The organism is Roseibium album (assembly GCF_965233825.1).
In the GTDB taxonomy this organism is placed as follows: Bacteria; Pseudomonadota; Alphaproteobacteria; order Rhizobiales; family Stappiaceae; genus Roseibium; species Roseibium album.
In genome coordinates, this window is sequence record NZ_OZ247583.1 from 4,219,485 (window position 1) to 4,239,949 (window position 20,465).

Consider the following 20,465-nt stretch of genomic DNA (forward strand, 5'->3'; position numbering starts at 1 on the left):
GGACATTTTCTCAAAGGCAAGGAAATTCCCGTGTCAGACGATAGGTTATTCAAGCAACGTCCGCTCTGGATGGATGCGGTGGCGGTTGCGCTCCTGATGACTGCCACCTTCAAGATCATGGCGAATGCGACGATCAGCCCGGCGCTGCCCGCGCTGGAAGCAAGTTTTGCCGATGTCCCTGGCGCGGACTATCTGGTCAGGTTCCTGGTGTCTGCGCCCTCACTGACGGTCGTACTTGTTGCTCCCATCGCGGGATTGATTGCAGATCGCCATGGGCGCGGGCCGTTGCTGATTGCCGGTGTCACGCTTTTTGCAATTGCCGGAAGCGCAGGGGCTTACCTGCCGGACCTGAACTCAATTCTTGTGAGCCGGCTTTTGCTGGGTGTCGCTGTCGCAATGACGATGACCGCGCAGGTCTCGCTTGTCGGTGATCTCTTCACCGGCGAGCGCCGCAGCTCATTCCTGGGATGGCAGACTGCGACCGTCAATTTCAGTGGGTTCATTTTCATTGGGTTCGCCGGATATCTGGCAGGCCTGTCTCCGCGTCTGCCATTCCTGATCTACGCGATTCCAATACTTCTCCTGCCGTTGCTCGTGTCCATTGGTCATCGCGAAAAACATGCGGGCGAAGGGGTTGAAGGAGTGCCCGCGAGCTCCACGGAAGTCACGCCCAATCAGAGGTGGGTGATACAGGCCCTCATGGTTGCCGCACTGGCAATGACGACGGTTTCACTTTTCTTCCTGATGCCGAGCCAGTTGCCGTTCTACCTGGACCGGAGTGGTTTTGAGAGTGCATCTGCAACGGCCGTCGCATTGGGTACATTGACCCTGGTTGGCGGGTGTGTCGCGCTGATATTCAAAAGGGTTTGCAGTCGACTGGGACTGGCATTGACCTTGTCGGTTGGATATCTGGTGATGGGAGGCGGATTTGTTGCGCTCGCCGTGGAGGCCACGTGGGTCTTTATCTTGGCTGGTGCTGCATTGATCGGTGCGGGCTATGCGTTCGTCCAACCGGGGTTTCTGCTTCTCGCTCTTAAGGTGGCACCACCGGAGCGACGGGGAACTGTCTCGGGGTTCGTGACCACCGGCATGTTTCTTGGCCAGGTCATTTCGCCGATTGTCATGACACCATTCCTGCAAATTGAAGGTTTCAGCGTGGTCTTTTTCGGTGTCGCGCTTGTCCTGATGTTGCTCGCCGTATTGTCGTTGTTACCGGCGTTTCTGCGTCTGGAAAAGAAATCCGGGGCAATCTGATCGGATGACCGTCGAATCAGGGTTTCAGACGAACTGACTTCTGTCTGTTTCCCGCGACATAGGTTTCAACGACGGTCCGGTCGTCACCGAGCGTCTGCAGCAGAAACAATTCCTCCGACAGGGTCTCGACGGTTTCCATCCTGAGTGCCATCGGTTGTGTCGCGCCGGCGTTTAGAACCACAACGTCGGCATCAGAACCGGCGTCTAGCGTGCCGATTCTGTCCACCAGCGACAAGGCCCTGGCATTTCCAAGTGTTGCCCAGTAGAAACTCGTCAGCGGATGCATGCGTTGGCGCTGAAGTTGCAGGATCTTGTAGCCTTCGTCCAAAGTGCGCAGCATCGAATAGTTGGTACCCCCTCCGACATCCGTTGCGATCGCGGTTCTGATGCCCGCGCTTTCAATGCCTGATTTGTCGAAAAGCCCGCTGCCGAGGAAGAGGTTGGATGTCGGACAGAAGACGGCGACAGCACCCGTTTCACGCATGACCTGAAGCTCATGCCCGGTCATGTGAATACAATGGCCGAGCAGGGTCTTGGGCCCAAGGAGATCAAAACTCTCGTAAACGCCCAGATAGTGGGCAGCATCCGGATAGAGTTCTCGGGTAAAAGCGATTTCGTTGTGGTTCTCGTTGATATGCGTTTGAAGATGGCAGTCCGGATTTTCTCTCAGTAGGCTTCCGGCGGCATCAAGCTGTTCAGGTGTTGACGTAATGGCAAAGCGTGGCGTGATCACATATCGCGCGCGGCCCCTTTCGTGCCACTTTGCAAGTAGTGCCTTGCTGTCATCGTAAGAACCTTGTGCCGTATCGCAAAGCGCTTCAGGCGCGTTCCGGTTCATCATCGTCTTGCCGCCGAGCATCATCATGCCGCGGCGTTCTGCCTCTTCGAAATAGGCATCGACGGAATTCGGATGGCTGGAACAATAGGCAACAGCGGTGGTTGTGCCATGTGCGATGAGTGCATCGTAAAAACCGTTTGCGATCCGGTCAGCGTGAGCCTTGTCGGCGAAGCGTAATTCGGCCGGAAAGGTGTAGTCGTTCAGCCAGTCCAGCAGTTGATCAGCCCACGATGCAATCACTTGAGCCTGCGGAAAGTGGATATGCGTATCTATGAACCCGGGCAGGAGAAGATGAGGGCGATGATCAACGATTTCCGTCCCGTCCGGTGCGCCTGATTGAACTTCCGCAAATGGTCCACGCACTTTGATCTTGCCGTCCGAAAGCAGCAATGCGCCATCTTCCTCGTATGAAAAGGCGGTTATGTCTTCAGGTCCGTTCGGCGCCGCGTGGAAGGTCAGCGTTCTGCCGCGCAGGATTATGGGTTTCTGGTTTGCCACAGGCTGAGATCCTTGATCGGTCTTGTGGGATTTGGAAACAAGTTAGACAAGTTTTAATCCTGCGGGCGGCAACGAACAATGGTTAGCTACAGACCTGTTGAAAAAGCATGTGCCAGCCTGAGTGAGAGCAGGTTCGACAAGGCCCGCCAGGGACTTCGACTGTTTCGATTGGCAGCCACAGATGCCTTCTGTTAAGACCGTGGAGGAGCAACTGCCGGTTAGAACAACGAAGGGCAGGGAACTGTTTGTTGGAATTGCCGGCCACCCGATATCAGGATGTCAGAATGTCTGCTGAATTACCCCGCCCGACGGATAATGCCTTTCTTGGTCAGTCCTTGAAGGGCGGGTCGCACGAGTCGACTTATGCCGGGGCGCTTTCTTTCATGCGACGCCGGTACAGCCGCGATCTGCAGGGTGTCGACCTGGCTGTATGGGGTATTCCGTTCGACGCTTCCGTTTCCAACCGGCCCGGAGCCCGGTTCGGTCCTCAGGGTGTGCGCCGTGCATCGGCGATCTTTGACGGTGACCCGCAATATCCTTTTCATATGGATCCTTTTGAAGAGCTTGCCTGCGTTGACTATGGCGACTGCGTCTTTGACTACGGTCGCAATGCGGATATTCCAGGTCATATTGAAGCGCAGGCAGCGGAAATCCTCGCGACTGACACGCATCTGTTTTCAATCGGCGGGGACCATTTTGTCACCTATCCGCTTTTGAAGGCCCACGTTGCCACGCACGGTCCTCTGGCCCTGGTCCAGTTCGATGCGCACCAGGACACCTGGCCCGATGAGGGCGACCGGATCGACCACGGGACCTTTACGGGAAGGGCCGTGAGGGAAGGGCTGATTGATCCCGCCAGGTCGATTCAGATCGGTATTCGCACGCACGCTCCCGAAACTTGTGGTCTGGACATGATATTCGGTGAGGAAATGGATGAGCTCGGCATCAAGGGCGTAATCAATCGTGTCGTCGAGCGTGTCGGTTCCGGACCAGCCTACATGACCTTTGACATCGATTGTCTCGACCCGGCCTTTGCTCCCGGCACCGGTACGCCGGTGTCCGGCGGCTTGTCATCGCGAGAAGCGCTTTCCATCCTGCGTGGACTAGGCAAACTTGACTTTGTCGGCGGGGACGTGGTCGAGGTTGCGCCTGCATACGATCACGCCGATATCACCTCGATTGCAGGTGCGAGTGTTGCCTTGACCTACATAGGTCTTCTCGCAGAGAAACGGATACACAAAGGGCAATGAAAAAGGTTGTCCGGAGTATCTAAGGCTTTGCTCTGGCATTGTCGTTGCCCGGAGTAGCCAGCCAGAACCTGTACAGAGGCGCTTTTTCCTTCATTTGCCGGAATAGCTGGATCAGCTTGTGAAAGCATACGAACTGGGTGCAATAGGCGACAGCAAGGCCTGTCGCCGCAAGAACGGGCGAGGCTGTCGCTCCACCAAGTAGTGCAATCAGCGAGCCAAGCCAGAAAACTATGTACAGCGTTGTGATGCGTGCGCCCAGTTGGGAGGGGATGGGGACTGAAAGTCTGTTCAGCCAAATCCGTTCGCCAAGCCCGACCGATTTTGCCCAACCGCATTTGCCGTTTCGTTTGGCGGGGATGCGCTGCAGCAGTATCAGGCAGACTATTGCAAGCGACGTTGCCACAATTGCTGTCATCATTCCCAGGGAGACATGCGACCACAAGGTTGCCGTAAGAAGCGCGGGTGCAATGATCTTTGTGTATGTGGATAGTGCGCCCGCTGGCATTCTCCCGCCTGAACTCAGATTGGACAAGCCGGAATTCGGACGATGAGCGCTGAACCCGGTTGGCCGGGGGCGTGAAAACTGATGACGTTGATTGGTCTGCATGGTTAACGCTGCGCTTACGAACGAGCTGCCACCTTACTCCCAGACCCCGACGCTTGGCAATCGCATGCTCATCAACTGGTAGTCAGCTGACATGGGTTTCCCTTGCACGGTCGTGTGGAGGGCGGCGATGGAGTCGGTAACTTCAACCGCGGAAACTAAAAATACAACCAGTGGTTATGTTTAGTATTCTCTACGTAAGTAGATTGTGTATTTTCAAAATTTTCTTTTCGTTTATTGTTTATTAGTTGGTGAATACATATGATGGCGTTTTTATAGGCATAAATCATAAAGGCAATTCGGCGACGGCATGGCCCAGGAGAACAGCCTCACGGCAGCGCAAGCTGGTTTGTTGACGAGCGGGAAAACTCTTGCCGAGGAACTGGAACGCATCAATCAACTCGATCATCTGAGCAAGGATGATCAATTGCACTTGAGCGGCGATTGGGTGCAGACGCTCGTAAATCATGTCTCGGACTATGTTTATGTGAAGGATCGGCGCCACCGGTTTGTCGCGGCCAACCACCAGGTTGCCTTTGATCTGGGATTTCACGAACCTACGCAAGTCATCGGCAAGACCGACATTGAGCTCCACCTGCCGGATACCGGAAGCAAGTTCGCCGCTGCCGAGGTGGCGATCATGGCCTCGAAAGAGGCGAGCATTGACTATGAAGAAAAGCTGATCCTTGCAAACGGCAAACGTCGCTGGCTGTCTTCCTCGAAGTTTCCGGTCTTGAACGATCAGAATGAGGTTGTTGGTATCGTCGGTATCTCTCGTGACATCACAGAGCGCAAGAAGTCCGATTTGCTTCAGCAGGGGCAAAACAAGGTTTTGCAGGAAATTGCGAATGCAAAGCCTCTTCAGGATGTACTCGAAACGCTTGTTCTGACAATCGAAAGCCAGATGGATGGGGTTGTCGGGTCGGTCATGCTGGTCACCCAAAACGGCAAAAACCTTCAGGCCGCTGTGGCTCCAAACCTGCCCAGTGAGTATGTGGACCTGTGTGACGGCCTTCCGGTCGGGCCAAAGGTCGGGTCCTGCGGCACGGCTGTTTACAGACGAGAGAGCGTTTTTGTTGAAAACATTCACGAAGACGAATTGTGGGAAGATTTTCGGGAGGCCGTTAGTCGGTTTGAAATGCGGTCTTGCTGGTCGGTGCCGTTTTTTGGAAAAGACACGCAGGTCCTGGGCACCTTCGGACTGTATTCCAACGAGGTCCGGAGCCCGACGGAACACGAAAAAAAGCTTGCCGTGGAAGCCGCGCGTTTGGCGTCGATTGCAGTTGAAAGAGAGCGGGCGGAAAAGGAAATACGGTTTCTCGCAAGCCACGACGTGTTGACGGGTCTGCCCAACAGGCATGACTTCAAGGCGAAGCTCGCGGAAAAAATCGAGTGTAGCAGAAAAACCGGTGATCCGGTGGCCGTACTTTTCGTCGATCTCGACAACTTCAAATTTGTCAATGACAGCTTTGGTCACGCAATCGGCGACCGGGTATTGACGATCGTCGCTGAACGGATCCTTTCGGTCCACGACCGAAGGCACCAGTCTATCCGTTTTGGTGGTGATGAGTTCGTGTTGATTGTCGAGGGCGAGGACGCCGACAAGCCCGCGCTCATTGACTTGATGGCACGGTTGAAGAACGAGATCACCAAAACAATCAGAATCGGCGATCTTTCCTTCCATGTCACTTGCAGCATTGGTGCGGCTTGTCATCCGCTCGACGCGGAAAATGCCGAGCAACTCCTCAAGAACGCCGACAAGGCGATGTTCGAGGCCAAGTCACAGGGACGGGACGGTTACAAGGTCTTTGAAAATACAAGACCGGGAACGTCGGTCAATCGACTGACACTGCTGGAAGACATGCGCAGTGGCATCGCGAAGGGGGAATTCCACCTTAAGTATCAACCACAATACGATCTCTTTACCGGCAGGATTGTCGGCGCTGAAGCACTTGCCCGCTGGCAACATCCGGTTCTTGGTGAATTGATGCCGGAGCAGTTCATACCACTGGCGGAAGACAGTGGCCTGATCGTTCCACTCGGGCGCTGGGTGCTGTTTGAAGCCTGCCGCCAGAACAGGGAATGGCAGAGGGAAGGGTTGGTTCCGATTACCATTGGCGTAAATGTCTCCGCCCGTCAGTTTCGTGATGTGGGCTTGATTACGGATGTTCGTGAAACACTTGGAAGGACCGGTCTGGCTGCCAACTATCTGGAGTTGGAAGTCACGGAAAGCCTGCTTATGCAGAATGCCGACCAGGCGGTTCGGCTTATGGACGATTTTCGAAAGATCGGTTTGAAACTTGCGATTGACGATTTCGGCACCGGATTTTCAAGTCTGATTGCGCTGAAAAGCTTTCCATTGACCCGCCTGAAGATCGACCAGAGCTTCATCCGGGACCTGGAGACCGACGAAAACGACCGCAGCATCGCTCGTGCCATCATTTCATTGGGACGGGAACTCGGTTTGAACGTTGTTGCGGAGGGGGTTGAGACTGCAAAGCAACAGGCATTCCTGGCCAGTTGCAAATGCGAGACTGTACAGGGGTTCCACTTCGGAAGACCGATGTCGGCTGAAAAGCTCGGGAAGCTACTGGGCATGTCCCTTGCACCGATCAGCGCGCAGTTTGGCTAGCGGAAGAACCGCGATTTCTTTCAGGCTGGTCAAAAACCCTGGCCGTAAAGACCGACAAATCTCGAGAGAATTTTGGCCTTGGTTTCACGATCAAAACCGTCATCGGCGAATATCTGTTTGATTGCGCGACCCGCATCACTTTCCTCATCGAAAATGTAGGGAACATGTCCGCCGCACATGGCTGTCATTAGAACATTGGTCGTGTTTCCGGTGCCTGCCGGATGTTCAAAGTCAAGTAACCAAACGACATACACGTATCTCACATTGCGTCGTAGTGCTTCGCGTTTTTCTCTGCCGTGGTAGTGCAGAACAATGCTCTCCGGCAAAGGTGAGTGACTGTGGAATATCTCCTTGATGTCAACGTGCAGCCTGTGTTCGATAGAACTGTTTTCGCCGTCTTGATTACTGGACTCAGCAATGATTTCACCGATAAATACCCCGCCAGAACTCAAGGCGTCGGCGAGATTGACCGCCCGGTAGTTCTGGCAAGCCAATGCTGACTGGCTCATCATAACCAGCATCGCGAAAACAAAGTACCCTGTTTCGCGCACATATCGACAAAACACTTTCAGCACAATAATTTGCCTCGCATCAAAACACCCATTGATGCAATTCAGATTAAAACCTGAAATAGGCAGTTTTTGTGACTACACTTTCTTCATGACGTAAGAGCCGGGCGCATCTTCCAGTATTTTCACGCGGTTTGCACCGGGTTTGCGCGCTTTGGCCGTGGTCGGGTCGACCGAGCGGATCCATTCGTCCCAATAAGGCCACCACGACCCGGGGTGCTCTTCCGCATTCTTGAGCCAGTTTTCGAGCAAGCCCTTGGGGTCTCCGCCGGTCCAGTACTGGTACTTGTTTTTGGCTGGAGGATTGACGACGCCGGCGATATGGCCGGAACCTGCAAGTACATAATTCACCGGCCCACCGAAACAGCCCGACCCGAGAAAGACCGATTTTGGCGGCGCGATATGATCCTCGCGCGTGGCCAGGTTGAAGATCGGTATCGTCACGTTGGAGAGGTCGAGCGTTTCGCCGGCGACTTCCATCTCTCCCTTGGACAGTTTGTTGTCCAGATAACAATTGCGCAGATAAAAGGAATGGTTTGCAGCGGGCATGCGCGTGGAATCCGAATTCCAGTAAAGCAGATCGAAGGGAAAGGGTTCCTTTCCCTTCAGATAGTTATTGACAACATACGACCAGATCAGATCGTTTGAGCGCAGCATGTTGAATGCAGACGACATTTTCGATCCGTCCAGATAGCCATGTTCCGCCATCCGCTTTTCGAGCATCGAAATCTGCTCTTCATCCACGAAAACCTTCAGATCGCCTGCAAAGGTGAAGTCGACCTGAGTTGTAAAGAAGGTTGCTGTCTTGATGCGCTCGTCACCGGTTTTTGCCATATAGGCCAGAGTGACCGCAAGCAGTGTGCCGCCGACACAATATCCGATCGTATTGACTTCTTCCTGCCGGGTGGCGCGTTTGATGACATCGAGCGTGTTGAGTATGCCTTCCTTCATGTAGTGCTCGAAACTTTTCTGGGCCTGACCTTCATCAGGATTGACCCAGGAAATGACGAACACAGTATGTCCTTGATCGACAGCCCACTTGATGAATGATTTGTCTGGGTTGAGGTCAAGGATATAGAACTTGTTGATCCAGGGCGGCACGATGAGGAGAGGGCGTTTCAGAACCTCTGTTGTCGTCGGCGTATATTGAATAACCTGGCAAACGTCGTTCTGCGCGATCACCTTGCCCGGTGTATTTCCGAGATTGTCGCCGAGCTTGAATTTCGACGGGTCCGTTTGCCGGATCTTGAGTTCGCCCTGTCCCGACTTCAGATCTTCGACAAGATGCTGCATTCCCTTGACCAGGTTTTCCCCGTTGCTTTCCATCGTGAGTCTCAGCAACTCGGGATTTGTCAGAACGAAATTCGACGGTGAGATCGCGTTGGCGATCTGGGTGACGTAGAATTCGGCCTTGTGGCGCGTGTGTTCATCCAGTCCCTGAGCTTCGTGGACCATGTCCTCGGCCCACTTGCTGGTGATCAGGTAAAGCTGTTTCACGAAGTCGAAGAATTGATTGTTCTCCCAGTCCGGGTCTGCGAAACGTTTGTCCCTTGGCGGTGTTGCAACGGCAGGCTCGGAGGGTTCACCCATCATCCGCTTGAGCGACGAATTCCACAGTTCGATATATCCGCCCCAGAGCCGGGATTGTGCCTCGATGGCTCTCTGGGGGTCTGAAACCCAGTATTCGCTCACTTGAGCAAGCGTCTTCACGACACCTGTCAGTTCATCTGTCGAATCGGTTTTGATTTTCCCCTGTTCACGCGGCTCGATATAGGCCGCCATTGCCTTGCCGGCCTGTTCAAGTGTTTTTGCCAGGTTTTGGGCAAACGCTTCCGGGTTGTTGATGATGTACTGCAACATCGGATGCGGTCGATCGTCAGACATGGACGGGAGTCCCTCCGGTAATTTTTGCCCGCCGGCCAGGGGAAGGTCAGAGAGCCGTGGCGACCCAAGTAACGTTATCTCGTTAATTCTTCGCCGGTATTTTCATCATGAACTTATTTATGACACATGGAATTGGTGCCGTCGATTGGTATTGAGGCGTATGGATCGCACTCTGGCTGGAAGCGATTCATGACATGGGGAAGGACACTGAGATCTGATCTGGTGGCGTGTGTGGTCTCAAAATGCTGGATAACCGGCCACGACAGAAGCATGATCGCACGTGATCTGATAGCATTTTGCATAAGAAGCAGAGGTCGCGCACCGCGCCTCGATACAGAGAGTTCGGCAGTCAACATGTTCAGGGGAAGCAAGGTCCCGGTTTTCATTGTGTTGTCCCTCGCACTGTCTGCATGCAGTGTCGGGCCTGGCACACCACTAATCGTTGCCCTGAAGGCAGACAAGAGCCAGTTGAACGGAAACGTTCCCAAGCCGAAGGGTTATGGCCCTCCGGTGAATGCGGGTGTGTCCAGCGGTCTCATCAATCCGGAGGACCGGGAAGAGACCGCAACCTATCTGGAGTCTCTCACAACGCCTCAGTGAAGCCGGATCGGCAGACATCGAAACTCCCGGCAAGTGCAATATGACGGCGTTCGTCTTCTCGCCCGTTTTGTAGCTCTCAGCTAAGTCTTCCTTTAACCGCGCCAACTCTTGGATCCGGCGAGATCAGACCGGCAAGGGCATGCATCCGCCAATCTCGGCAATGCGTGCCGCCAGAGCAGTGCCCAGGTTGTCACTTGGTATCTCGCAAGACGCGAAAAATCCGGCGAGCTGCGCAGCGGCAAGAGACTTTTTCCATTGAAGAGGAAAGCTGCTTGGCCGTTCTCAGTCAGCAATCGGATCATGAACTTTGGCAGTTTTGGCACTCTGCAGTCAGTCTAATCGTTTTAGGTCAGGCGGATTGAAAAGGTCCCGGAATTCCATTTTAACAAACACTCCAAAATTAGGTGTCTAGTTTCGCAAAGACAGATGCGCAATCGGTTCGAGGCTGCTAAAAGAGCCCCGCCAAGCGCACTGTCATTTGTGCTGGTGCCGCAGCTTCGTCAACTCGCAAGGATCCGCGTCATGGAGGAATTCCATAAGATCAAACGGCTTCCGCCGTATGTCTTCGAGCAAGTCAATCGCTTGAAGGCCAAGGCGCGCGCGGCAGGGGCGGACATCATTGATCTGGGAATGGGCAATCCTGATCTGCCCACACCGAAACACATCGTCGACAAGCTGACCGAAGTCGTTCAGGACCCCAGGACACATCGGTATTCAGCTTCAAAGGGCATTCAGGGACTGCGCAAGGCGCAGGCCGCCTACTACGACCGCCGTTTCGGTGTAAAGCTTGATCCGGACACGCAGGTCATTGCGACGCTCGGGTCCAAGGAAGGTTTTGCAAACATGGCTCAGGCGATTTCGGCGCCGGGAGACGTGATCCTGAGCCCGAACCCGAGCTACCCGATCCACACTTTCGGTTTTTTGATGGCTGGCGCGTCCATCCGCAACGTTCCTGCCGAACCCGGACCGGCATTCTTCGATGCGCTTGAGCGGGCGGTCATACACTCCGTGCCCAAGCCGATCGCAATCATACTGTGTTATCCGGCAAACCCAACGGCCTATTGTGCCGATCTCGAGTTTTACAGGGACGTGGTCGCGTTCGCGCGCAAGCACAACATCTTCATTCTCTCCGATCTCGCCTATTCAGAGGTCTATTTCGGACAGACGCCGCCTCCCTCCGTGCTTCAGGTGCCCGGCGCCATGGATGTAACGGTCGAGTTCACGTCGCTCTCGAAAACCTTTTCCATGCCCGGTTGGCGAATGGGGTTTGCGGTGGGAAATGAACGGCTGGTTTCCGCACTGGCACGTGTGAAGTCGTATCTCGACTATGGAGCATTCACCCCCATTCAGGTTGCGGCAACCGCAGCATTGAACGGGCCGGAAGACTGCATTGTCGAAACCCGTGATGTCTACAGAAAACGCCGTGATGTTGTTGTCGACAGTTTCAGCCGCGCGGGATGGGATGTTCCTGCTCCTGAGGCAAGCATGTTCTGCTGGGCTCCGATACCGGAAAAGTTCCGACCTCTGGGGAGCCTTGAATATTCCAAATTGCTGCTCGAGCGTGCCGACGTTGCAGTCGCACCGGGCATAGGATTTGGCGAACATGGCGATGACTATGTGCGTATCGGACTGGTGGAAAACGAACAGCGCCTCAGGCAGGCAGCCAGAAATATTCGCCGTTTCCTTGAAACTGCAGATCAAAAGCTGCACAACGTCATCCCGCTCGAGACATCAGGCTGAATAGAACTGGACAAAATTCTCAATGGCTGAAGCATTGAAAGTTGGCGTAGCTGGCCTTGGCACGGTAGGCACGTCCGTGGTGCAACTCCTGGAAAAACACGGAACGCAAATTGCGCGTAAGACCGGTCGCGCTGTGACAGTAACAGCTGTCAGCGCACGTAGCCGAACCAAGGACCGTGGGATCGATGTCTCGATTTTTGACTGGTTTTCAGATCCGGTTGAGATGGCGAAACAGGCTGATATCGACATTTTTGTCGAGTTGATTGGCGGGGATACAGGGGCGGCAGAGGACAGTGTCAGAGCCGCACTTGCACGAGGCGTTCATGTCGTGACGGCCAACAAGGCGCTGCTCGCGCGTCATGGTGTCGATCTCGCGGAAGTCGCTGAAGAGAATAATGCCTGCCTCAACTATGAAGCTGCAGTTGCCGGCGGCATTCCGATCGTCAAGACCTTGCGCGAATCCATGACGGGCAACGACGTCAGTCGCGTCTACGGTATTTTGAACGGTACGTGCAACTACATCCTGACGAGGATGGAGGCCGACGGCATCAGCTTCGAGGACTGTCTTGCCGATGCACAGCGCCTGGGCTACGCGGAAGCCGATCCGACTTTCGACATTGAGGGCAATGATACCGCTCACAAGCTCGCGATCCTGACCAGTCTTGCATTTGGAACCCGGATCTCAAGCGACAATATTTACATGGAAGGCATCACCTCGATCGCGACAGCCGATATTCAGGCCGCCGACGAACTGGGTTTCCGGATCAAACTGCTCGGCGTCGCGCAGCGCACCGAAACCGGAATTGAACAACGCGTTCACCCGACGATGGTACCCAAATCCTCTGCGATAGCCCGTATTGACGGCGTATTGAACGCAGTGGCGGTTGACGGTGACTTTGTCGGCGAAATCGTGCTGGTCGGACCGGGAGCAGGGGGCAACGCAACGGCTTCATCCGTAGTGGCCGACATTGGTGATATTGCGCGGGGCGACAAAACCCTTGTCCTTGGAATGCCTGCAGCGGATTTGAAGCCCTATGAGCGCGCGCGCATGCGCCTCCATGAGGGCGGGTACTATATCCGTCTGTCTGTGTTCGACCGTCCTGGCGCGTTTGCTGAAATAGCACGTTGCATGGGCGACGCCGGAATTTCTCTGGAATCGATCGTTCAAAAGCGCCAGGCATTGGAAGAAGTCCAGGCAAAACATGACACGGATCAACCACAACCGGTCATCTTGATCACGTATGAAACGACCGAGGTCGCCATCAAGGAAGCCCTGGATGTGATCATGTCCAAAGGGGTTGTCGCTGAAGAGCCCCAGATGATCCGAATTGAAAAACTGAATTGACGTATATGTGCCTGCCCGGGTTTCGTTCCGGGAGGAGAAACTGGAGATTTTGATGTCCAATTCTGAAAATCAGCCGTCAAGCGGACTGGACCGTATTCTGACCCTTGAACTGGCGCGCGTCAGTGAGAGAGCGGCTGTTTCGGCAGCTCGTCTGCGCGGTCATGGTGACGAGATGGCAGCTGACCAGGCGGCAGTGGACGCAATGCGCCGGGAGCTTAATCGTCTTCCGATCGACGGCACGGTCGTGATCGGAGAAGGTGAGCGCGACGAGGCTCCCATGCTTTATATCGGCGAAAATGTCGGGACGAAGCAAGGTCCCAAGGTGGATATTGCGCTTGACCCGCTGGAAGGCACGACCATTTGCGCCAAGAACTTGCCTAACTCGCTGGCGGTTATTGCGCTTGCTCCTGCCGGTGACCTTTTGAATGCGCCGGACAGTTACATGGACAAGATTGCAATCGGTCCGGGCTACCCCGACAACCTGATCGATATCGATGCGCCGGTCGCCGACAATATTGCGGCCGTTGCAAAGGAAAAGGGCGTCAACGTCCATGAAGTGACCGCATGTGTGCTCGATCGCCCGCGCCACGCCCGCCTCATTGAAGATATCCGTGCGACGGGCGCTGCAATTCGTCTGATCGGCGATGGCGATGTCGCCGGTGTCATTCACACGACCGATCCGGACGAGACAGGCATCGACATCTATGCAGGTATAGGCGGAGCGCCGGAAGGTGTTCTTGCGGCTGCGGCCTTGCGATGCATTGGCGGTCAGATGCAAACCCGGCTCGTCATTACGCGCGAAGAACAGGTCGAGCGCGCGCACCGGATGGGCATCGAAGACATCAAGAAGAAATATACGCTTGAGGAAATGGCTGGCCCGGACGTTCTGTTTGCGGCAACCGGGGTGACCGACGGGAACTTCCTGCAGGGTGTCCGCTTTGGGCGGGAACACATCACCACCCACACGGTTGTCATGCGGTCGTCCACGGGAACTGTCCGCTACATCAAGGCCCAGAGTACGGATCTGGAAAAGTTCCACCTGGATTGAGGTCCGATCAAGAGCGGGTAATGCATGCTCGGAAACAATGGTGAGGATGACAGGCGGCTCGTACTCGGGGTCGCCCGTTCCGCAAACGACAATGCCTGGCGGGAGAGACTGAGCGCTGCTGAGGCCAGAACCGCCATGGCTATCGCCCAGCTTCACGGGCTACCGGACGTTCTGGCACGGGTCCTTGCAGCGCGCGGTGTCCAGCAGGACGATGCACGGGACTTTCTGACCCCCTCGCTCAAGTCCCTGATGCCGGACCCTTCCAGGCTTCAGGACATGGACGACGCGGTCGCCAGGATTGCCGACGCACTGCAGGCCGGCCGGAAGATTGCGATATTCGGCGACTATGACGTCGATGGCGCAACATCCTCGGCGATTTTTGCCAAATACATCCAATGGCTTGGACTTGAACCGATAATTCACATTCCAGATCGGATTATCGAAGGATATGGCCCCAACGGGCCTGCAATTGAACATCTCCATCAAAACGGTGCGGAACTGCTGGTGACGCTCGATTGCGGTAGTACGTCCTTCGACGCCTTCGAAACGGCGCGCAAGCTTGGTCTTGATGTGGTCGTCATTGACCATCACCAGGTCGGGGAAACGCTTCCCGAAGTTGATGCACTCGTCAACCCGAACCGGCAGGACGATCTTTCCGGCCAGGGGCATCTGGCGGCGGTCGGCGTCACGTTCTTGTTCTTGGTGGGCCTGAACCGGGAGTTGCGTCGGCGCGGAGCGTTTGAAAATCGGTCGCAGCCTGACTTGATGGCATTACTGGATCTTGTTGCTCTTGGAACCGTTTGTGACGTGGTTCCGCTTCAGGGATTGAACCGGGCCTTTGTGACACGCGGTCTTGCCGTAATGCACCAGCGGCGAAACTACGGACTGACCGCTCTTGCCGATGTTGCTCGGGTGAATGGCAAACCGGCTCCCTATCACCTTGGTTTCGTAGTCGGTCCCCGGATCAATGCCGGCGGCCGGATCGGCGACGCAGCTCTTGGTGCAAGGCTGCTTACCACGGAAGATCCGCATGAAGCCCGTGCGATCGCTGAAAGGCTGGATCAGCTGAACAGCGAGCGTCAGGCGATGGAAGCTTTGATGCTTGAACAGGCCGGTGCGGAGGCTGTCGCAGCCATTGATGACCGGGATCCGGCCGTTTTGCTGACAGGGTCAGAAGATTGGCACCCTGGAATTGTCGGCTTGATCGCCTCCCGGCTTAAGGATGCACACCGACGTCCGGCCTTTGCGATTGCCTATGACGCGACAGGGAAAGGAACTGGCTCCGGACGGTCTGTTCCGGGAGTTGATCTCGGCAAAGTAGTCCGGCAAGCTGTTGACAACGGTTTGCTTGAAAAGGGAGGTGGCCATGCAATGGCAGCCGGCCTCACTGTGCAAAGGGACAAAGCCGAAGCGTTGGAAATATTCTTCAACGAAACTCTTAAATCTGATGTTGAAGCTGCTACGGCAAAAAGGGAAATCAAGGTTGACGCGGCTCTGACGGCAACTGGCGCGACGTTGGATCTTCTTGAACTTCTTGAAAAAGCGGGTCCATACGGAGCCGGGCATTCAGAACCGGTTTTTGCATTTCCTTCCCATCGCGTCGCGTTCGCGGATGTTGTCGGCAAGGGGCACGTTCGTGCGTCTGTTGCAGCGGGAGATGGGACCACACTGAAGGCAATCTGCTTCAAGGCCGAGGACAAGCCGCACGGAAAAATGCTGCTCGAGGGCCGGGGAAGGAACCTTCACGTCACAGGCACCCTTTCAATCGACACCTGGCAGGGGACACCTAAAGTCCAACTGCGCATATTGGACGTTGCTGATCCTCAAAAGAGCCGCTTGTGATCGAAATCCGGTCAACAGGTCATTAACCAAAATCTAAGGGTCCTGAACTAGCTTTTTCCCTACGAAGGAATCGTGGGGAAATGGCATGCACGCTCAGAATGAGCTTTCGCCGTATTTTGCGGAAATCGACAAGCGAACCGACAACGCGTTGCAGGGCATACGGCAAATTCGCCGTTCCGCGAAACTCAAGGCCTTGCCAAAGGAGCCGAACGGTTCTGCCGTTGGTACAGGGCTTCTTGTTGTCCTAGCTGCCTTTGCGGGGCTTTTTCTCGATTGATCGAGGTTCGCATTATCACACTTGAAATTGTGTGACATGCGCTCCTATGTCTGTCGTACCAGTTGATGAAGGCCGTCGGCATTATGACAGATTATCCCATTGCGCTCTGGTCGTTTAATCTCGGCAAGGCGCCGGCATCTGTTGACGCGCTTGCAGATGAAATTGGTGCGGGCATGGCAAGGGCCAAGAGTTCCGGAGCAAAGCTCCTGATGCTCCCAGAATACCTTGTTGAGTGTTGTCTGGCTTTCAAGCCGCAGGGATTGCGGCCTGACCAGGAAATGGCTTTTCTTGCAGATACCGGCCTTGAGCTAATCTCCCGCATTGCGCCATTGGCGACTGATTACGGAATCTCGCTCCTTGCTGGAACGATGCCGGTCAAGTCGGCGGCCGGCATAACCAACACCGCAATTCTGTTTACGGCGGATGGCAGGGAAATCCGTCAGGACAAGCTTTGCCTGACACCATTCGAGCAAAGCGCTGACACCTGGATGCTGACACCGGGAAACAGTCTTACCGTCTTTCAGCTTGACGGGCTCAAGATGGCAATTCTGATTTGCCTCGATGTCGAGATGCCGGCACTCAGCAGCCTGCTGGCCAAACAGGAACTGGATTTGTTGCTGGTTCCTTCCATGACGGAAAAACTGTCCGGCTATCACCGGGTCTATGGATGCGCCAAGGCGCGAGCGATCGAACACATGTGCGCTGTTGCGGTATGCGGCGTTATCGGCGCTGCCAAGGGAACAACACAAAACGAATCGAATGTTTCGGGAGCCGCGCTGTACCTGCCTTGCGAAGAGGAATTCAGGTTTGACGGAATAGGTGCGGAAATTAAGCCGTCTAATGGAAATTTGGGCGATGACATTTTGTTGAATGTGAATGTTCCAATTCAAAAGCTGCGACGCCTCAAAAATGGAAAAGCTGAAGTATGGCCAGGGGCTTGGAGCGCCGGTCATGTTTCAATATGCGTTGAAAACGAGCGAATATCATGAGCCTGCCCGTTAACAATATAGTGCACTTTGTGCACTTTTGACTGGACGGACAAATCAAAAATCTTTATACACGCGCCACTCGATGAAAGGTGTGGAAATGAGTCTCGCCAGGTCAATCATGGCACATGATGTTTCGTGGCTGCAGGGTCTTAGCGGTTTGTTTGTCAAGCCGGCCCGTTTGCAGATCGCGGCTCTGTGTGTTCGGCCAGGAGAGGTGGAAACCGAGGTTCTTCTCGTTTCCACGCGGGACACAGGACGCATGATCTTGCCCAAGGGGTGGCCGGAAAAAAACAAGAAAGCCTACGAGACCGCTGTTATTGAAGCGTACGAGGAAGCAGGCGTCGTGGGAAGGTCGGACCCGCGCGCAATGGGCAGTTTTCGCGCTTTCAAGGGATTGGCAAGCGGGCTGAAGATCAGAACCAAGGTCCTGGTTTTCAAACTTCAATTCGAAAAACAACTCAACAAGTTTCCTGAGGTCGGACAGCGAAAGTGCGTCTGGGCTCCAGTATCAGAAGCCATTGAAATGGCCGACGAAACCGGTTTGAAGCGCTTCCTTCGGCGTCACAGAGCTGAAATCGGTTAGCTTTCCCGGAATAATTCTTTCAAAGCGTAGCGTGCGTGTCGTTGTTTTTTATACGGCGAAGTCTGTGCACCAAGTGCAGAAAACGGCTCTTCAACACCCGTTTTCCCTGTCCTGGAATCTTCCCTGTTGAATGAGGTCTCTTAGTTGCTGTCAAACAAGCATATAGACACCAAGAGTATAGATAAGGATCTGGAACGACTCGGTTTTTTCGGTGATGCCGCTGAAGCAATGGGACGTCGCCTGAGTGGTCTTGGCCTGGCTTTGGTATTCCTGACGCTCTGCGTGGCGGTTGCCGCATTCACGGTGACATCTGTTGAACTTTCAGATGCTTTGATCCTCGCATCTGCTAGCGCCATTGCAGGCTACATGGCCTTGAACATCGGTGCAAATGACGTCGCCAACAATGTGGGACCGGCTGTCGGCGCGCGCGTTCTCAGTCTGACCGGAGCGCTGGTTATCGCAGCGATTTGCGAAAGTGCCGGAGCGTTGCTGGCTGGAGGCGAAGTGGTGTCGACGGTTTCCAGGGATATATTCAGCCCGGACGACGTTCCCGACAGTTTCTCGTTTGTGCAGGCGATGTTGACAGCGATGGTTGCAGCCGCGCTTTGGATCAATTTTGCAACCTATGTGGGGACACCGGTTTCCACGACTCACTCGATTATCGGTGGCATTGTTGGTGCCGGGATTGCAGCCAGCAGTGTTGCGGCAATCAATTGGACAACGTTTTCTGCCATCGCCGCAACCTGGGTCATTTCACCGGTATTGGGGGGATTGGTTGCCGCCGCGCTGATGGCTTTCATCAATGCGCGGCTTCTCTATGTGGACGACAAGCTGGAAGCGGCTCGTTTCTGGCTACCTGCGCTTCTTGGTGCTCTTGGAGGTGTCTTTTCTGCATATGTGTTTTTCAAGGCGACAGATCGTGCATCCATGGTGCCGGATTGGCTGGCATTGCCGCTGTCTTTGGCAATTGGGTTCGTAATCTGGTGGGGGTATCGCCGTATTGTTGCCTCTCAACTGTACGACCTGGAAAACAGCGCACGCGCGTTACGTGATCTGTTTACAATTCCGCTTATGGTCACCGCAGCCCTCCTTTCCTTTGCTCATGGTGCAAATGACGTGGCAAATGCGATCGGACCGTTGGCCGCGATCGTGCAAAGTCAATCGCTGGAACTTCAGGATCTGAGCACCTGGTTTGGAAGTGTCGAAGAAACGCGAGTACCAATCTGGGTGACAGCTGTCGGGGCATTCGGAATTTCGGCAGGCCTGCTGTTGTTCGGCCGTCGTCTCGTAACGGTGGTCGGAAAAAAGATCACCAAACTCAGTCCCATACGCGCGTTCTGCATCACTTTGGCAACTGCAGCGACCGTTCTGACGGCCTCAGGTCTTGGTCTGCCGGTCTCAACCACTCATATTGCCGTCGGCGCTGTATTTGGTGTCGGGTTCTATCGCGAGTGGCATCGTAACAGATACATTCCTGAAGGCGGAAAGCTCAGGCAACGCAAGTTTGTTCGCAATCGCGAGGAACGCAGGCGGCGTCTGCTGGTGCGACGAACGGCATTGTTTTCCATCGTTGCAGCCTGGATTGTGACGGTACCGGCCGCAGCGCTTTTGGCGGCAGTCTTGTACAACATACTGGGGTATTTCTGGACCTAGTGCGCATCCGGTGCTGGAGCCAGATGACCTGCCGTCCCGAGAGAGAGATGGGCCCACACCGGCAGATGATCAGACGCGATTCGCGCGGTCTTGGACGTGTGGACGCCTGCCTGGCTTACGGTGAACTCAGGACTTGTAATGATCCTGTCCAGGCTGCCGACGGGCAGGGGACTTGGAAAACTCTTGCCGGGTGTCGTGACCTCATATCTTTCTTCGAACAGCTTCAGGCTTCGTGCCGTGTCCCGCCATTCGTTCAGGTCGCCGATGAGCACCGTGGGCAGATATTCCAGATGCTCATGCAACTGGTGCATGAGCGAGGTGATCTGTTTTTTCCGGAAATGACTGACAAGGCTGAGGTGCATCGCGGCGACGCGGATTTTGATCCCGTCGATTTCCAGGTCCGCTGCTACCGCGCCCCTCGGTTCCAGCGTCGGCAGATCCAGTCTGCGAAAGTCGAGAATCCCGATCGAGTTGCGAACAAGGATTGCATTGCCGTGCCAGCCAAGGCTCTTCTCGCGCTTCGCGAATGGAACGGGTCGATAGTCCGTCTCCGAGAGAATGGTGTCCCTGTCCAGAGTGCTCTCGCGCGGTCCAAACCGCTTGTCTGCTTCCTGAAGCGCAAGAACGTCGCAATTCAACTCCTGAATCACCTTGAGTGTTCTGTCCGGTCTTCGGCGAGCATCCAGGCCGATGGCCTTTTGAATGTTATAGGAACCAATTTTGAGCATGCAGACCACACTTGCGGGATTTGCGGACGGTTTGCAAGTAAACGGATTGATAGGTTGCCGGGAGAATTCGTGAAGTCACCCTGGCCTGGGTTTTCTCTGCGCTCACCAGCCCAATGAAAAACCCTTGCGGA

The 20,465-nt window shown here is 54.8% G+C and carries 17 protein-coding genes; 12 read left to right on the forward strand and 5 right to left on the reverse strand.

All coding sequences use genetic code 11. The annotated features are described in order from the left end of the window. The first annotated feature begins 30 nt into the window (after window positions 1–30). On the forward strand, window positions 31–1,254 hold the full coding sequence (locus tag ACO6TI_RS19275) for an MFS transporter (RefSeq protein ID WP_348317566.1): 1,224 nt from the start codon (window positions 31–33) through the stop codon (window positions 1,252–1,254). A 16-nt stretch (window positions 1,255–1,270) separates the two neighbouring features. On the opposite strand, the gene guaD is transcribed toward ACO6TI_RS19275, so the two are convergent. Then, window positions 1,271–2,590 (reverse strand): guanine deaminase, encoded by a 1,320-nt coding sequence (guaD, locus tag ACO6TI_RS19280; RefSeq protein ID WP_422383122.1) that lies wholly within the window; start codon window positions 2,588–2,590, stop codon window positions 1,271–1,273. Window positions 2,591–2,874: 284 nt separating this feature from the next. Here guaD and speB point away from each other — a divergent pair, with 284 nt between their 5' ends. Then, window positions 2,875–3,840 carry an agmatinase gene (gene speB / locus ACO6TI_RS19285; RefSeq protein ID WP_196899354.1) on the forward strand — a complete coding sequence of 322 codons (966 nt, stop codon included), beginning with the start codon at window positions 2,875–2,877 and terminating at the stop codon, window positions 3,838–3,840. A gap of 19 nt (window positions 3,841–3,859) precedes the next feature. Here speB and ACO6TI_RS19290 read toward each other — a convergent pair whose 3' ends face one another. After that, complete coding sequence (locus tag ACO6TI_RS19290) at window positions 3,860–4,345, reverse strand: DUF6653 family protein (protein ID WP_196899356.1); 486 nt, start codon at window positions 4,343–4,345, stop codon at window positions 3,860–3,862. A 409-nt stretch (window positions 4,346–4,754) separates the two neighbouring features. Here ACO6TI_RS19290 and ACO6TI_RS19295 point away from each other — a divergent pair, with 409 nt between their 5' ends. Next, window positions 4,755–7,076 carry an EAL domain-containing protein gene (locus ACO6TI_RS19295; protein ID WP_104704275.1) on the forward strand — a complete coding sequence of 774 codons (2,322 nt, stop codon included), beginning with the start codon at window positions 4,755–4,757 and terminating at the stop codon, window positions 7,074–7,076. 29 nt (window positions 7,077–7,105) lie between these two features. Here ACO6TI_RS19295 and ACO6TI_RS19300 read toward each other — a convergent pair whose 3' ends face one another. Together ACO6TI_RS19300 and ACO6TI_RS19305 are read right to left on the reverse strand one after the other, a co-directional pair. Then, window positions 7,106–7,651, reverse strand: coding sequence for a hypothetical protein (locus tag ACO6TI_RS19300; protein WP_104704276.1), 546 nt, complete (start codon window positions 7,649–7,651; stop codon window positions 7,106–7,108). A gap of 72 nt (window positions 7,652–7,723) precedes the next feature. Then, entirely contained in the window at window positions 7,724–9,529 is a 1,806-nt protein-coding gene (locus ACO6TI_RS19305; protein ID WP_422383123.1) for a PHA/PHB synthase family protein, read from the reverse strand. A 189-nt stretch (window positions 9,530–9,718) separates the two neighbouring features. Here ACO6TI_RS19305 and ACO6TI_RS19310 point away from each other — a divergent pair, with 189 nt between their 5' ends. The 9 genes from ACO6TI_RS19310 (at window position 9,719) to ACO6TI_RS19350 (ending at window position 19,606) form a co-directional block, all read left to right on the forward strand. Further along, complete coding sequence (locus tag ACO6TI_RS19310; RefSeq protein WP_144436182.1) at window positions 9,719–10,129, forward strand: hypothetical protein; 411 nt, start codon at window positions 9,719–9,721, stop codon at window positions 10,127–10,129. A gap of 522 nt (window positions 10,130–10,651) precedes the next feature. Next, window positions 10,652–11,869 (forward strand): LL-diaminopimelate aminotransferase, encoded by a 1,218-nt coding sequence (locus tag ACO6TI_RS19315; RefSeq protein WP_422383124.1) that lies wholly within the window; start codon window positions 10,652–10,654, stop codon window positions 11,867–11,869. A 22-nt stretch (window positions 11,870–11,891) separates the two neighbouring features. After that, window positions 11,892–13,214 carry a homoserine dehydrogenase gene (locus ACO6TI_RS19320; protein ID WP_055118220.1) on the forward strand — a complete coding sequence of 441 codons (1,323 nt, stop codon included), beginning with the start codon at window positions 11,892–11,894 and terminating at the stop codon, window positions 13,212–13,214. Between the two features lie 52 nt (window positions 13,215–13,266). Next, on the forward strand, window positions 13,267–14,262 hold the full coding sequence (glpX, locus tag ACO6TI_RS19325; RefSeq protein ID WP_196914581.1) for a class II fructose-bisphosphatase: 996 nt from the start codon (window positions 13,267–13,269) through the stop codon (window positions 14,260–14,262). 24 nt (window positions 14,263–14,286) lie between these two features. Further along, complete coding sequence (gene recJ / locus ACO6TI_RS19330) at window positions 14,287–16,104, forward strand: single-stranded-DNA-specific exonuclease RecJ (RefSeq protein WP_196892554.1); 1,818 nt, start codon at window positions 14,287–14,289, stop codon at window positions 16,102–16,104. Window positions 16,105–16,189: 85 nt separating this feature from the next. Next, window positions 16,190–16,381, forward strand: coding sequence for a hypothetical protein (locus ACO6TI_RS19335; RefSeq protein ID WP_104704281.1), 192 nt, complete (start codon window positions 16,190–16,192; stop codon window positions 16,379–16,381). An 83-nt stretch (window positions 16,382–16,464) separates the two neighbouring features. Beyond that, complete coding sequence (locus ACO6TI_RS19340; RefSeq protein ID WP_422383125.1) at window positions 16,465–17,370, forward strand: nitrilase-related carbon-nitrogen hydrolase; 906 nt, start codon at window positions 16,465–16,467, stop codon at window positions 17,368–17,370. Between the two features lie 97 nt (window positions 17,371–17,467). Further along, entirely contained in the window at window positions 17,468–17,953 is a 486-nt protein-coding gene (locus tag ACO6TI_RS19345) for an NUDIX hydrolase (protein ID WP_055118933.1), read from the forward strand. A gap of 144 nt (window positions 17,954–18,097) precedes the next feature. Further along, window positions 18,098–19,606 carry an inorganic phosphate transporter gene (locus ACO6TI_RS19350; RefSeq protein ID WP_235808860.1) on the forward strand — a complete coding sequence of 503 codons (1,509 nt, stop codon included), beginning with the start codon at window positions 18,098–18,100 and terminating at the stop codon, window positions 19,604–19,606. Here the strand turns inward: ACO6TI_RS19350 and ACO6TI_RS19355 are convergent. Continuing rightward, window positions 19,603–20,334 (reverse strand): endonuclease/exonuclease/phosphatase family protein, encoded by a 732-nt coding sequence (locus tag ACO6TI_RS19355; RefSeq protein WP_104705452.1) that lies wholly within the window; start codon window positions 20,332–20,334, stop codon window positions 19,603–19,605. The two genes, ACO6TI_RS19350 and ACO6TI_RS19355, sit on opposite strands and share 4 nt — an antisense overlap. Window positions 20,335–20,465 lie beyond the last annotated feature (131 nt).

Excerpts from the sequence above, each read along its gene's own strand:
- ACO6TI_RS19310 (WP_144436182.1), top strand. The coding sequence starts at position 9,719 with ATGACATGGGGAAGGACACTGAGATCTGATCTGGTGGCGTGTGTGGTC.
- ACO6TI_RS19320 (WP_055118220.1), top strand. The coding sequence starts at position 11,892 with ATGGCTGAAGCATTGAAAGTTGGCGTAGCTGGCCTTGGCACGGTAGGC.
- ACO6TI_RS19290 (WP_196899356.1), bottom strand. The coding sequence starts at position 4,345 with ATGCCAGCGGGCGCACTATCCACATACACAAAGATCATTGCACCCGCG.
- ACO6TI_RS19335 (WP_104704281.1), top strand. The coding sequence starts at position 16,190 with ATGCACGCTCAGAATGAGCTTTCGCCGTATTTTGCGGAAATCGACAAG.
- ACO6TI_RS19315 (WP_422383124.1), top strand. The coding sequence starts at position 10,652 with ATGGAGGAATTCCATAAGATCAAACGGCTTCCGCCGTATGTCTTCGAG.
- ACO6TI_RS19340 (WP_422383125.1), top strand. The coding sequence starts at position 16,465 with ATGACAGATTATCCCATTGCGCTCTGGTCGTTTAATCTCGGCAAGGCG.
- ACO6TI_RS19355 (WP_104705452.1), bottom strand. The coding sequence starts at position 20,334 with ATGCTCAAAATTGGTTCCTATAACATTCAAAAGGCCATCGGCCTGGAT.
- ACO6TI_RS19295 (WP_104704275.1), top strand. The coding sequence starts at position 4,755 with ATGGCCCAGGAGAACAGCCTCACGGCAGCGCAAGCTGGTTTGTTGACG.
- glpX (WP_196914581.1), top strand. The coding sequence starts at position 13,267 with ATGTCCAATTCTGAAAATCAGCCGTCAAGCGGACTGGACCGTATTCTG.
- recJ (WP_196892554.1), top strand. The coding sequence starts at position 14,287 with ATGCTCGGAAACAATGGTGAGGATGACAGGCGGCTCGTACTCGGGGTC.
- ACO6TI_RS19305 (WP_422383123.1), bottom strand. The coding sequence starts at position 9,529 with ATGTCTGACGATCGACCGCATCCGATGTTGCAGTACATCATCAACAAC.
- speB (WP_196899354.1), top strand. The coding sequence starts at position 2,875 with ATGTCTGCTGAATTACCCCGCCCGACGGATAATGCCTTTCTTGGTCAG.
- ACO6TI_RS19345 (WP_055118933.1), top strand. The coding sequence starts at position 17,468 with ATGAGTCTCGCCAGGTCAATCATGGCACATGATGTTTCGTGGCTGCAG.